This is a genomic window from Verrucomicrobiia bacterium, assembly GCA_026414565.1.
Classification (GTDB): domain Bacteria; phylum Verrucomicrobiota; class Verrucomicrobiia; order Limisphaerales; family Fontisphaeraceae; genus Fontisphaera.
Window position 1 is genome coordinate 1 of the sequence record JAOAIT010000013.1, and the last position, 15,076, is coordinate 15,076.

Sequence of the window (15,076 nt, forward strand, 5' to 3'; positions counted from 1 at the left end):
ATGCCAGTTCTCCTTCACTCCGCCAACACCCCCTCAATCTCACTGAACACTTCGGCGTCCTCAAACAGGTTCTGCACAATCGAACCCGACGGACACGCCCCCACACACGTCCCACACCCCTTGCACAACGCTTCGTTGATGACGGCTTTTTGTTTGGCGTCATCGAAGCTGATTGCCGTGTAGGGACACAACGGCACGCAGGACTTGCAGCCGCTGCATTCATTCTCAATAACAAAAGCGGTGTTAGGCTCCTGCTCGACATAGCCCTTGTCCACAAGGACCAGCGCCTCCGCCGCAGCCGCCCCGGCCTGGGCCACGGAATCAGGAATATCTTTGGGGCCCTGGCAGCAACCGGCTAGATAGATGCCGTCGGTGAACGTGTTGACCGGAGCCAGTTTGGGATGGCGTTCGAGGAAAAAGCCCTCCCCGCCGCAGCTCATGTTAAACATGCGCCGTACGTCCTGAGCGTCTTCCTGCGGCTCGAGGCCGGTGGCCAGCACCACCATGTCCACCGGGATGCGGCGGACATAACCGGCCAGGGTGTCCTCCACGCGGATGACCAGGTGCCCCTCCTCCTCCGGGGTGAAGGCCCAGTCAGTAACTTCGCCCACCCGCCCGCGGATGAAATGGACGCCTTCATCCAAGAGCTTGCCGTAAAACTCGTCGTAGTTTTTGCCGGCGGTGCGCATGTCAATGTAGAAGTTGTACACCTCGGCGCCCGTGTGCTCCTTGAGCAAATGCGCCAGTTTGAGCGAGTACATGCAGCACACCCGGGAGCACCAGCGGTTGTGGCGTTCGTCACGGGACCCGACGCAGTGGATGATGCCAATGGATTTGGGATGGGTGCCGTCGCGCAGGATGATTTCGCCGCCGGTGGGGCCGGAGGCGTTGACCAGGCGCTCCACCTCAAGCGCCGTGTAAACGTTTTTGTGGATACCGTAACCGTACTGCGGCATCTTGGTGGCGTCGAAGGTCTTGAAGCCGGTGGCGACGATGATGGTGCCCACCTTGATGTCTTCGAAGGTTTCCTTCTGATTAAAATCAATCGCCTTCTTGTCGCCGCAGGCCTCGACGCAGGTCTTTTTGCACTTGCCGGTTTTGAGATTCAGGCAGGTTTCCGGATCAATGATGACCACCTGGGGTGTGGCCTGGGGGAATGGGATGTAGATGGGCTTGCGCTTGCCGAGGTTTTCATTGAACTCATCGGGGAACTTGGGCTCCTTGTACACGCAGGCGGGGATGCAATCCTGGCAACCGATGCACAGGTCCTCGATGACGTAACGGGGCTTGTGTTTGATGGTGACGGTATAGTTGCCCACGTAGCCATCCACCTTGGTGACCTCGGAATAGGTCATCAACTTGATGTTGGGATGGGCGCCCACCTGGGACATTTTCGGCGTCAGGATGCAGGCCGCGCAGTCCAAGGTGGGGAAAGTCTTGTCGAATTTGGCCATGTGGCCGCCAATGGTGGGTTCCCGCTCCACCAGATACACTTTTTTGCCGGCGTTGGCCAGCGTCATGGCGGCATGAATGCCGGCGATGCCGCCCCCGACGACCAGCACATCGGGATGGATGGGGACGCGCTTGGTTTCCAAGGCCCGATGATGGGCCACCCGTTTGATGGCGGCGCGGGCCAGAGCCTTGGCCTTGGTGGTGGCGGCGGTGCGATCGGTATGGACCCACGAGTTGTGCTCGCGGATGTTGACCATGTGGAAAAAGAAGGGGTTGAGGCCGGCCCGTTCGACCGCCGTGCGAAAAGTGTGCTCATGCAGCAGGGGCGAGCAGGAGGCCACCACGATCCGGTTGAGATGGTGCTCCTTGATGTCCTGGGCGATCAATTCCTGCCCAGGGTCCGAGCACATGTATTTGTAATCGCGGGAAAGGACGACATGCGGAAGCTGCTCCACGTATTTGGCCACCTCGGCACAATCCACCATGCTGGCGATGTTATGGCCACAGTGACAGACATAAAAGCCAATGCGGATTTCCTCGCCCTGATTCCTGCCGTGGTTCCCGTTGTTCATAGGCATTTCCAAGGGTGCAAACGAAAAGGTTTCAAGCTGCGGCGGCCGGGGCCTTGGCGGCGGCCGGCAACTCCGGCAACGGCTTCATGGGCACGATGCAGCGGTGCAATCCGAGTTGTTCCGCGGGAATACCAAACGCCAGTCCCATGAGTTGAGAAAAATAAACCGTCGGAATACGGACCGGCTCCCACTTGGCGGCAATCTTGTCGTGATAACCGTCCAGATTGAACTGGCACAGCGGGCACACGGTGGCAATCACGTCGGCACCCCGCTTGATAGCCTCTTTAAGAATTATGTAAGAGCAAAGCAGGCCCGGCTCGGGCAGGGTGCCCGTAAGACTGGCGCCGCAGCAGCGGGTCTTCAAAGGGAATCGCACCACGCTGGCCCCCAACGCCTCCATGAGGCGGTCCATGGTGGTGGGATTTTCCGCCGAGTCGAAGGTGGCATAAGGCCGCACGATCTGGCAGCCGTAGTACGGGGCAACCTTCAGGCCTTTTAACGGGCGCTTGACCCGCTTCTTGATGGCGTCCAACCCAATGGTGTTCACAAAAACATCCAAGGGATGGCGCACAGGCACATTGCCGGAATACGTAAGTCCAGCACTGGTGAGGGCCTGCTGTACCACTTTGTGGACGGCGGGCGATTCCTTGAGATATTTCTTGGTCTTGTTGAGCACCAGGTAGCAGGCGCTGCACGGGGCCATCAGCGCCTGATGCCCCATTTTCTCGGCCATGGCGAGGTTGCGGGAAGCCAGGATGCACGCCTTGGCCTCGTCCACCGCCATGTAGGCGGTGGCCCCGCAGCAATTCCAGTCATCCAATTCCTCGAGCTGGATATCCAAGGCCTGAAGCACGGGTAGAAGCGATTCCTCGTAGGCCTTGCCGGTGCCCTTGAGCGAACAACCTGGGAAATAAGAAAATTTCATGGGACTTTAATGTTTTGCGGGCGCCTGGGCGGCCCTGGCCGGGGCTGTTTTTAAACCATTTCCATTCAGGTGGTCAATTTCCGCCTGATCCGCGATCTGCATCATTTTGGCCAGTTCATCCTTGCGGCGGATGGTTTCCGGCTTAAGGGAGAAGCGACCGGTCTTGATGAGATTGAGTCCCAGCCGCCACATGCCCAAGCCGGTTTTGATGGCGTTTGACAAGCCGCTTTTGAGGAGCATTCGGATCACCAGCGCGCTTTCAGTCACGCGGCCATTCTCATGCACCATGTGGTAGAAGCTGCGGGCCAGGGCCGGCGTGGCGAAACCTTTGGGGGCGTAACCTTCACGAATAGCCCGCTGTTTCAGCTCGTACATGATGTCCGTGATGCGGATTTTGCGGGGGCATTCGACCGTGCAATCATAACAGGAGGCACAAAGCCAGATGGTATAACTGCTGAGCACCTCTTTTTTGAAATCCGAACGCGTCATGGCCATGATCTGACGCGGTGAATAATCCATGTAGATGCTGAGGGGACACACCCCCGAGCAGGTGCCGCATTGGATACAGCCTTCCAGTTGCTCACAACCGGGGACGCTCATGATCTCGCGTCCGAATCCCTTGACCCGGTCGGCTTCGTATTTGATGGTGCGTTGCAGTTCCATAAGGCATTGTCTGCGGCCAGCCGCAGAGCCATCCCGCCTGGCATCAAGACATCTTCACAGGGGCAACGCCCCTGAAATCCCAAGATGCCTTCTGTGTATAAACTCAACTAAACTTTGCCATGTGGCTTCACATTTTTTGGTATGTTTTACGCGATTTTTGTTTATAATTATATCTTATATTTTCATTAAAAACACCATGGCGGCTATCTACATATGGCAAACCGATTATGTAGCCGACGATTCATATTATTATAATATATTGATTCACAATATGTTACAATTATTATGAACAGCTTAATCGCTCTTTTATGTGCAGTTTAATAATAACTTATGAATGTATTTTTACTTATGTGTAGGGAATATGAATTTTCTATTAATCGTTATAAAATAAACTAATTTACATATATTTTAACCATCAATTCAAGCCGGACCGCGACAACGGTAACGTTATCGTACCGCGCAACTTGGAGTAAAAGCGCTTGGTTATGATGGTTGCCGCCACACCAGGACAACCCGGCCCCGGGTCTTTTGGTAAGGCGGTTAAGCCTGATGGACAATTTATTATCAAGTCCTGTCCGGACGTTCGCTTGACCCATGAAAAACAGCGAAGTCCCAATGACCACGAGTGGGGCATTTGTGCGGGTTTATGCAGCACGAACTCAGCAAAAAGGCGCCTGATCATCCTGGCAATCATCGCACAAATTACTAAGAATAAGCACGTTACACAAATATATAAGCGTCATTAGAGCATTGAGAGAGGGCTTCCGTCTAACCAATGGCACAAAATTGCCACAAAATGACGTAAAAAATAAAATCAGGCCCGAAACTTGCTTGATTTCTCAAACAGATTAGTCAGCCTACGGCTAGCTCCCACGCCGGGTTTGGGAACTACAGGTGGAGTGAGCAGTTGGATCTGACCTATAGCCAGGAAAAAATCAAGAGGCAGCCTTTGGTGGGGAGAGGTTAAAGGCTGCCTTTTGCATGTGGGTTGTGGGCTTTAGGTAGTGGCAGCAGGTTGCGAAAAAGTTGTAATATGTTGAAAAGTCATAAGTTGCAGGGTATGGTGGGAAGCCATATCTGGGGGATGTTTTTAATCGCCGGGGCAGTTTGGGGCATTCTGATTTCCCCTGCCCTTCTGGGACAGGCGCCCCCCAACGACAATTTTACCAACCGCATCACTCTAATCGGCCATGCATGGACCACCAGCGGCAATAACTCCAATGCCACCGAGTTATTGCAGGATGGCGAGCCCACTGGATATGCGGGCACGATTCGTTACACTGTTTGGTATGAATGGGTGGCCCCCACCAATGGGCTGTTTCGGATGGACACCTTTGGCAGCAGCTTTAGAACGATTCTGGGGGTGTTTACCAACGCTACGTGGGCCAGCAACGCGATTGGAAGCGAGGTGCTCATTGCCGGCAATGATAATGCCGGAGGCACCTACCAAAGCCGCGTCACTTTTAATGCGGTGGCGGGAGCGGTGTACCAGATTCAACTGGGCAGTTACCGTTATGGGACAGCCGCCCAGCGCGCCACCAATCGGGGACCCTTCCTTTTGAACGGTAATTATCTGCCAGTCTCCTGGCTCACCGCGCCAGCGGAAGGCACAAAGCTTGCCGCCCCGGCCAACCTGACGATGACCGCTCAGGTCCGTTGGTACACCGGGTCGGTCACGCGCGTGGAGTTTTATTATGCTACGGATACCAGCACCAACCTGGCCGGGACCGCCACCGCCGCGCCCTATCAGGTGACCGCCTCCAACGTGCCGCCGGGTCGGTACCGGCTCTATACCATGGTGGAAGATGATCGGGGGGATGCCACCTTCTCGCCGGTGGTCAATGTAGAGGTGGTGCAACCCGGAGCGGTGATAACCAGTCCGTCCATGGGGCAGTATTTTGGCATCACGAGCAACATTGTGATTACCGCGGATGCCTTTTCGATGAATGCCATTACCAACCTGCAATTCTACAGCGGCAACACGTTGATTGGCCAGGCCGCCGGTGCGCCCGCCTCGATCAATTGGACCACCTTCTGGCCGGGAGGGCATGACTTGCGGGTGGTGGCGCGAGACAGCGGCGGGAACGCTTATACTTCGGCAGTGGTGACGGTGTCCATCAAGGCCTTTGCGTATCTCAGCCGGGCCGGTTCAGTATGGAAATACCACAATCTAGGGCAGGATTTGGGCATGGATTGGAAAGAGCCGGCGTATAACGATGCCACCTGGGCGGCGGGGCCAGCGGAGCTGGGCTTTGGCGATGGCGACGAAGTGACGCTCATTGACGGCGGCCCCTCCAATGCGCGGTATCCCACGATTTATTTCCGGCAGGCGTTTGTGGCCACCAATGTGGCCATGATCACCAACTTGATTTGCTACCTTAAACGAGATGATGGCGCAGTGGTCTGGCTGAATGGCCGGCGGCTGTATCTGGACAACATCGAGGGGAATCCCGTGCTGTATAACACGCTGGCCACGGTGGCAGCACCCGATGACGGGGCCAATTGGAATGTGACCAACATCCCGCCCACCGCCCTGGTGGAAGGCACCAATATTCTGGCCGTGGAAATGCATCAAAGCAGCCTGACCAGTTCTGATTTGTCCTTTAATTTTGAAATGGTGGCGGAATACAACGTGGGCGTCACCACCGTGGCATTGAACTCGCCGCTGACCAACAGCTATTATCTCACCCCGGCCAGCATTCCGTTGCGGGCCACGGCGGCGCATTCGTTGGGGAGCCCCTTGACGGTCGGCTTTTTCCAAAATGGCGTGCGCGTGGGCGAGGGCCAGCCAGAGGGCAGCGAGTGGGTGTTGACCCTCACCAATGTGCCGTTGGGCACGCACAGTTTTTTTGCAGTAGCCCGGGATCGGATGGGTTACACGACCACCTCGGCCGTGGCCCAAATCAGCGTGTTTAATGCCTGGCCGCACTGGACGGCCTACAACGATCATGCGGCCGGGGTGGGCACGGGTCCCAATGTTTCCACGTACAATGTTTTTTCGGGTAATTCGGGCCCGCTGACCAATGTATTCACCGGCGAGCGGTTGAGTGCCATCATGACCGCCACTGCCAACGCTGGGGTGGAGCCGGCCGGCACCATGGCATCCCCATCGCCGGGCACGCCGGCGTACGATTTGTTCAATGGTTACGTGGATTTCCTGGGTGAACCCGGCCCGGCCATATTTCTGCGGGGCAACCTGGGCGGCCAGGTGGTGAACACCTTCTCCGGCCTGTCGCCCGCGGCGTTGTATTCCTTCCGCGGGACCTCGGTGCGGGGTGTCGCAGCCTACACGAATCGCTGGACCCTGGTGCGACTGACCGGCGCGCGGGCGTTTCGGGCGGCGCACACGGCGGGCGTATTGACCCGCGCACAACTGCCGAATCTCGCGGCCAATGAAGCCATCTACAACTCGGGCTTCAACCTGGCGGGTGAGGTGGTGGGTTGGGATGACATTGTGCCGGGAACCAATGGCAGCTTTGCGGTGGTCTGCGAGCAATACACGGGCCTGCTGCCGGGCGGATTTCCGGCTGACGGGCCTTATGGTTACAGCATCAATGCGTTCCGGTTGCAGGAGGCTGGCCCGCCGTTGTCGGTGACGATGACCGCCCCGCCCAACAATTCCGTTTATCAGGGCCCCACCAACCTGACGTTGTCGGCCACTGCGACCGGCACCTTGGCTCTGGCGCGCGTGGCATTTTTTGCGGATGGCGTGTTGGTGGGGGAGGACGCTACTGCGCCTTACAGCCTCGTGTGGACCAACGCCACGTGGGCCACCAACCGCCTGACGGCGGTGGCGTATGACATCAGCGGAGGACGCGCCACCTCGTCCGTGGTGACGGTGACCGTGAATCCCCCGCCTACGAACAGTGATGACCCGATTGTGCTGCTGGGGCTGGTCAACCCGGCCCCCGGCAGCCGCGTCACGAATCTAACCAGTATCAACATCCGCTTCAGCGAGCCGGTGACCGGAGTCAATGCGTCGGATTTGCTGGTCAATGGCGTGCCGGCCACGGCGGTGAGCGGTTCGGGCAGCAACTACACCTTTACCATTGCGCAACCGGCCATCGGCACGGCGCAAATCACGTGGGCGGTCAATCATGGCATTCAGGATTTGGGTTTTCCGCCGCGGGGCTTTGATGCCACCGCGCCCGGCGCCACCTGGACGTATCAAGTGGTGGACGGCGTGCCACCGGGCGTGGTGGGGCAAACCCCGGCCGCCAACAGCTCACTTACCAATTTGACCAGCGTCACGGTCACGTTTAGCGAGACCGTGCTGGGGGTGGATGCCAGTGACTTTTTGGTGAATGGCGTGCCGGCCTATGGCTTGAGTGGGTCCGGCAACCAATACACTTTCACCTTCGGGCAGCCCTGGTATGGGACGGTCAGCATCACCTGGGCCACCAATCACGGCATCACCGACGTGGCCGGCAATCCCATGAACGCAAATGCGGCCAGCAATCGCTGGAGCTACACCCTGCGGGGACAGCCGGTGGTTTTGGTGGCTTCCAATGCCGTCTATCGCTGGTTGCGTGGAACCAATGAAGCCTCGATTCCCACCAATGCCTGGCGACAAATTAGCTTCAATGACAGCCAGTGGGGAGTGGCGCCAGCCCCCTTCTTTTATGACACGCAAGCGCCGTTCTACACCGGCAACACGGAATTGCTGGACATGCAGGGCAATTACGGCTCGATCTACCTGCGGCAGGCCTTCGTCATTGCCAATCCCCTGGCGATCACCAACCTGGTGCTTTATCACAAAGTGGACGACGGTTTTGTGGCGTGGCTCAACGGGATCGAAGTGATCCGCTACAATGCGCCAACCGGCGAATTAGGTTACACCACTTTATCAACCACCAGTGTGGGCACGGTGACCGACTACACCGCCATTTATTTAACCAATATATGGTCATCCCTGGCACCTGGCACCAACCTGCTGGCCATTCATGCATTCAACAGTTCACTTGCCGCCAGCTCAGATTTTCTGCTGGATGTTTACCTGAGCGCGGAAGCCTTGGATGCGGGACTGCTGGCCCCGCGGGTGGTGCAGGTCACTCCCACCCCCGGCCGGGTGTATGCGCTGACGAACATGACCGTCACCTTCTCGCGTCCGGTGACGGGCGTGGATGCCTCCGATTTGCTGATCAACGGTGTGCCGGCCTTGGGGGTGTCTGGCACCAATGATGCCTACACCTTCCAATTCAGCCAGCCCGCCTATGGCGTGGTGAACATCACCTGGGCCGCCAATCATGGCATCCGCGATTTGGGCAATACGCCCTTTGATGCGACGGCGGCCAGCGCTGTTTGGAGCTATCGTTTGATGAACCCCAACGCGCCGGTCATCACCCAACGCATCCCAGCGCCGGAAAGTCTGGTGGTCACTTTGACCAATGCCACGGTGACGTTCAGCCGCAACGTCACCGGCGTGGATGCCAGTGATTTGCTCATCAATGGCACGCCGGCAACGAGTGTCAGCGGCACAGGGAGCAATTATGTGTTCACCTTTGCTCGACCCGCTTATGGCACCGTGCAATTCTCCTGGGTAACCAATGCCAACATTGCCGCCGCCGGCTCTCCCCAGGATGTGTTTGACAGCACAGATCCCCTGGCCCAGTGGGCGGTGACCTTCGTTTTCCAAGAGCCGCCCGTCATTGCCCGGGTGAGTCCAGTTCCCACAGCCCTCACCAATCTCACCGAAGTGCTGGTGGAATTTAGCGAGGAAGTGGTGGGGGTGGACGCGGCGGATTTGCTTCTCAACGGACAACCCGTCACCGCAATGGAGGTTAGCGGCACGACCTACCGATTTACTTTCCCGCAGCCGCCTGTGGGTACTGCCCGATTTACCTGGGCGCCCGGCCATGGCATTCGCGATCTGGGTGTGCCTTCCCTGCCGTTGGATGAAAATGCACCGGGCAACACCTGGAGCTACGAAATCCTGGACGGCGTGCCGCCAGTGCTCATCAGCCGCTCGCCGGGGCCGGGCCAGGAAACACCGGTGGGCACCACCCTGACCGTGCAATTCAGCGAGCCGGTGGTGGGGGTGGACGCGGCAGACTTGTTGGTGGACCTTCGCCCGGCGGTCGGGTTGACGGCGCTGGCCTCCAACATTTACGTCTTCACCCTCGCGCCCATGACGTACGGGCATCACACCGTGATTTGGGCGTTGACCAACGGCATCACCGACATCAAGGGCAACCCCTTCAACCGGGCGGCTCATGCGTGGTCGTTTGTTTATTACAACTCCAATGCGCCGGCCATTGCGGAACGCATCCCCGCCCCCGGCAGTGTCACCAACGTGCTGACCAACCTGTGGGTGCGTTTCGACCGGCCGGTCACAGGCGTGGACGCGGAAGACTTGCTGGTCAATTATGAGCCGGCCCTGCGTGTGACGCCGTTCAATGGCGGTTATTTGTTCACGTTCGCCCAGCCGCCATACGGCACCGTGCCGGTGACGTGGGACTTGAACGCCAACATCGCCGACGCCAGCCAGCCAACCAATCTTTTCGAAACTTTCCGACCCAGCGCCAACTGGCAAATCACCCTGGAATACCAGGCGCCGCCGGTGATTGTGGAGGTCACCCCGGCACGCAACACCTCGGTGGGTTTGCTGAACCAGATTGCCATCAGGTTCAGCGAGGCGGTGACCAACGTGGATGCGGCCGACCTGCTGATCAACGGCCTGCCGGCCACCAATGTGGTAGGTAGCGGCAGCAATTATGTCTTCAGCTTCCCGCAAGTGACCCTGGGGACGGTCAACGTCACATGGGCGTCCAATCACGGCATCCGCGATCTTGGTATTCCGCCGATGCCCTTTGACCACACGGCCCCCGGTGCCTCGTGGACTTACACCGTGGTGGAAACAACACCGCCCGTCGTCCAAGGCCAGACACCGCCTGCGGGCGCGACAGTGTCGAATTTGTTCTTCGTCCAAGTGTTCTTCAGCGAGCCGGTTCTCAACGTGGATGCGGCGGATTTGCTGGTCAACAACGTGCCGGCCTACAGTCTGAGCGGCAGCAACAACAGCTACACGTTCTACATCAACTCCCCCGCCTATGGCACGGTGAACGTGCGCTGGGCGGCTAATCATGGGATTACTGACCTGGTGGGCAATCCTTTCGATGCCAACGGCGCCGGAGCTACGTGGAGCTACACGCTGCAACCGCCGCGAGTCATCCTGATTGCGAGCAACAGCGTGTGGTCCTACCGGCTGGGCACCAACGAGGTTTCCAACCCCATTGAGGCGTGGCGGCAGTTGTCCTACGATGCCTCGGCGTGGCCCACGGGGGTCACCTATTTCTATTATGGAGACCCCTTGAGCGGCACCCTGATTCCCGCCATGAACAACAACGGTTACTCCACACTGTTCATGCGCAAAACTTTTGTGATCGAGGAGCCCGCCTTCGTGACCAACCTCATTTTGCGCGTGGCCGTGGACGACGGTTATGTGGCCTGGATCAATGGGGTGGAGGTGGCGCGCTTCAACATGGGCAATGCCGGCACACCCGTGTTTTACAACAGCTTCGCCACTGCCAACGCGGCGGAACTGCCGGGAGGCGGCCCCGATTACATCAGCTTCCCGCTAACCAACCCGGCGCCCGCCACCTACCTGGTGCGGGGCACCAACGTGCTGGCCATTCATGGCTTCAACGTCAATGCCACCAGTTCGGACTTCGCCCTGAACGCCGAGCTTTCGGCGGAAATCAGCGGCAGTCCGGCCAGCATGCCGCCGGTCATTATCGGCGCCGTGCCGGCCTCTGGCGATGTGTTTGCGTTGAGCAACCTGGTCATCACTTTCAGCAAACCTGTGGTGGGGGTGGATGCGGCGGATTTGCTGGTCAACGGCCAGCCCGCCACGGGCGTGAGCGGCAGCAACAACATCTACACCTTCACCTTCCCGCAACCGGCCTATGGCAGCGTGCTGGTGAATTGGGCCGCCGGCAACGGCATCCGCGATCTTTCCACCCCGCCCCTCTATTTTGACGGCTCGTCCTCCTCGGCGCGGTTCATTTACAATCTGCTCAATCCCAACGCGCCGGTGGTGGTGAACAAAACTCCAGACGGCTCCCAGGTGGTCACGCAGTTAACGTCGGTCACGGTCACCTTCAGCAAGGCCGTCATCGGCGTGGACGCGGCGGATTTCCTGGTCAATGGCAACTCTGCCACCGCGGTGAGCGGGAGCGGTTCGGTTTACACCTTCTCCTTCCCCCAGCCGGCTTATGGCACAGTGCAGTTCGGCTGGGCGCAAAACCACGGTATCACCGACCTCGACAATCCACCCAATCCCTTTGACCAGCGCCGGCCCGGCGCGAGCTGGCAGGTGCAGTTGATCGATCGTACCGCGCCGGCCCTGGCCCGGCTGATTCCGGCGGCGGGCAGCAACGTGACGAATCTCAGTCAGGTTTCTGTCACCTTCACGGAAAACGTGACGGGGGTGGATGCCCGGGACCTTCTGGTGAATGGGGTGCCGGCCACGGGAGTTACGGGGAGCGGCAGCAACTATGTATTTACCTTCACCCCGGTGAACGCCTCCTTGATCCGCTTTACCTGGGTTTCCTCACATGGCATCGCCGATACGGCCAATCCGCCCAATCTGTTTGACGGCACCTCCCCCGCTGCCCAATGGCAATACTACACCCTGGACACCACGCCGCCGGTGGTGACGGCCGTCAGCCCCACCCCGGGCGCCGTGGTGGTGAGCCTGCGGGAAATCAGCGTGACTTTCAGCGAGCCGGTGCAGGGCGTCGAGGCCGGATCTTTGTTGATTAACGGCCTCCCCGCCAACAGTGTGCGAGGCGTGGGTGCCGGCCCGTATGTGTTCAATGTGCCGGCTCCGCTCACGGGCCAGGTGCAGGTGAGCTGGGCGACGGGCCATCAAATCCGCGATTTGGCCAATCCCGCCAACCGCTTGGCCGGTGGGGGTTGGACGTACACCTATGACCCGGCCGCGAATTTTGCCGGCAAGGTGGTGTTCAGCGAAATCATGTATAATCCGGCTTCCTTCCGTACCAACGAAGAATGGCTGGAAATCCGCAATCTGACCCCCACCCCCATCAACATCACCGGCTGGCGGTTGAATCGCGGGGTGGACTTCACCTTCCCCCAGATGACGCTGCCGCCTTACGGCTACTGGGTCATTGCCAGCGATACCAATCGTTTCCGGCAACTGTATCCCAACGTCACCAATGTCCTTGGCAACTGGCGCGGGCAGTTGAGCAACAACGGGGAGGATGTGGAGCTGGAAACGGCCTGGGGGGCCCGGGTGGATTTGGTGTCTTACGCCAGTGAAGGCGACTGGGCCGTGCGCCGGCGCGGCAGCGTGACCTATTACAACGGACACCGCGGCTGGGAGTGGTACACCCCTGCCGACGGTCTGGGTTCTTCCTTGGAGCTGGTCAACACCAATCTCCCCACCCGCTACGGGCAAAATTGGAAGGCCAGCATCGCTACGGGCGGCACCCCTGGCACGGCCAATTCGGTGGCGGCCTTGAATTCGGCGCCGTTGATCATCGGGGTGGAGCACTTCCCGGCCATTCCGCGCTCCACTAACTCGGTGCGGGTCTCGGCGTTAATCCTGGATGAGCAAACTAACGGCCTGACGGTCACCCTTTACTGGAGGGATGTCTCCACCACCACGCCCGGCAATTTTAACACCGTCACTATGCGTGACAATGGACAGGGCGGGGACTTGGTGGCCGGCGATCGGGTGTATAGCGGTCAGATACCGCCTCAGGCCAATTTGACGATTGTGGAGTTTTATGTGGAAGCCCGGGATGCGGCCAACAACACCCGCACCTGGCCGGGGCCGGCCTACGAGCTGGATGGTTCCTCGCTGGGCCAGGTGGCCAACGCGCTTTACCAGGTGGACAACGATGGCGCCATTTATCCCCAGCCGCAGTATCGCATGATCATGACAGCGGCCGAACGGCAGGAAATTCAGAACATCTGGCAGGTGGATAATGCCTCCTACCGCATCAACGCGGAAATGAACACCACCTTCATCGCCTCGGATGCCTCCGGCGTGGCGGTCCGATATTTGTGCGGCGTGCGCAACCGTGGCAACTCCTCGCGCTGCAGCACCTGCAATCCGGGCGGCATGCAGAATTATCGGATCAACATCCCGACCGACAACCTGTGGCGCGGCCAGCGGGCCTTCAATCTGAACTGCAAGTATGTTCACTCTCAATACATGGGCAACGTGATGTTCCGCAAAGCCGGCCTGCCGTGCGAGGAAGGTAATATTGTGCGACTCAAACTCAACGGGGTGGACTTAATCAATCTCATTGGCTCGGCCATCGGCGGCCCCGGCAACAACCAGTCCTTCCCCTACTACATCCATCTGGAGGAGCTGAACAGCGACTGGGCCGAAAATCATTATCCGGAAAACGCCGGCGGCAACATGTACCGGCTCATGCGGGTGGCGGATTTGACCTATCGGGGCTCCAATTACACGAGCTATACCACTGGCGGTTACAACTACTCCAAGGCCTCCAACCAACGGGTAAATGACTGGAGTGATTTGTTCAACCTGCTGTGGGTGATCAACAACACGCCGGACGCCCAGTGGGCCTCCGCCGTGCGCGAAGTCATTAATGTGGACCAGTGGGTGCGGCATTTTGCCGTCATGAGCCTGATTGGTTTTGGCGAAACCGCCATTGGCAGTGACGGCGCGCCGGATGACGCCACCATTTATTTGGGATCCGTGGACCGCCGGGCCGTGATCATGCCGCATGACGGCGATACCAACTTCGGCGAAGGTGACGGCTCGCGCCAGCCAGCCACCATTTCCATCTGGCGTGCGGTGGAAACCACTGGAGCCATTGCCTTCAACGGGCGCTTCCTACGCCATCAGGAATTTGCGCCGCTGTACTTTGGCGCCTTGTATGAGTATGCCACCACCATCTTTGCCACCAACGAAATCTTCGCAACCTATGACCAGATTCTGGGGCCGCTGAATATTGGCACCACGGTGGACCGGATGAAAAACTGGTCCGCTCAACGTGTGGCCAACGTGCTGTCCCAAATCAACCTGAACCTGGTAGTGACCAATCTCAGCTCCTTCGCCTTCAACAACGGTGTTTACGTCGCCACCACCCCCAACATCAACCTGCGCGGTGTCGGCAACATGATCCACACCCGCCAGGTGCGGGTGCAAGGTTCGCCGGCCAGTTGGACGGCCTGGACGGGTCAATGGAACGCCAACCTCACGTTGAACCCGGGATATAATCTGGTGCGGATTGAGACGGTGAACAGCAATAATGTGGTGTTTGCCAGCACCAATTTAATCTTCTTCTACGATCGCGGTGACAGCGTGCCGGTCTCCGGCACGATCAGTGCGGACACCACCTGGCTGGCGGCCAGCGGGCCCTACAACGTGACCGGCACGCTGACCATTGGCAGCGGGGCCACCTTGACCATCCAGCCGGGCACCACCGTCTACTTCGGCAGCGGGGCCAACCTGGTGGTGGCC

Annotated in this window: 4 protein-coding genes; 1 reads left to right on the plus strand and 3 read right to left on the minus strand. The window is 58.8% G+C overall.

Annotated features, from left to right (window positions below):
- Positions 1 to 14: 14 nt before the first annotated feature.
- Genes N3J91_03350 through N3J91_03360 form a run of 3 tightly spaced genes read right to left on the minus strand, consistent with a single transcriptional unit; the run spans position 15 to position 3,612 of the window.
- Complete coding sequence (locus tag N3J91_03350) at positions 15 to 2,024, minus strand: CoB--CoM heterodisulfide reductase iron-sulfur subunit A family protein (GenBank protein MCX8155482.1); 2,010 nt, start codon at positions 2,022 to 2,024, stop codon at positions 15 to 17.
- Between the two features lie 31 nt (positions 2,025 to 2,055).
- A complete protein-coding gene (locus N3J91_03355) occupies positions 2,056 to 2,949 on the minus strand; it encodes a CoB--CoM heterodisulfide reductase iron-sulfur subunit B family protein (protein MCX8155483.1) in 894 nt (297 codons plus the stop codon).
- Positions 2,950 to 2,955: 6 nt separating this feature from the next.
- The gene (locus N3J91_03360; protein MCX8155484.1) at positions 2,956 to 3,612 is read right to left on the minus strand and encodes a 4Fe-4S dicluster domain-containing protein; all 657 of its coding nucleotides are present in this window, start codon (positions 3,610 to 3,612) and stop codon (positions 2,956 to 2,958) included.
- Positions 3,613 to 4,645: 1,033 nt separating this feature from the next.
- Between N3J91_03360 and N3J91_03365 the strand changes: the two genes are divergently transcribed.
- On the plus strand, positions 4,646 to 15,076 hold a 10,431-nt coding region (locus N3J91_03365), incomplete at its 3' end, for an Ig-like domain-containing protein (protein ID MCX8155485.1).

Bases quoted from the DNA above. Each gene is read 5' to 3' on its own strand.
- N3J91_03355 (MCX8155483.1), bottom strand. From the start codon at position 2,949: ATGAAATTTTCTTATTTCCCAGGTTGTTCGCTCAAGGGCACCGGCAAG.
- N3J91_03360 (MCX8155484.1), bottom strand. From the start codon at position 3,612: ATGGAACTGCAACGCACCATCAAATACGAAGCCGACCGGGTCAAGGGA.
- N3J91_03350 (MCX8155482.1), bottom strand. From the start codon at position 2,024: ATGAACAACGGGAACCACGGCAGGAATCAGGGCGAGGAAATCCGCATT.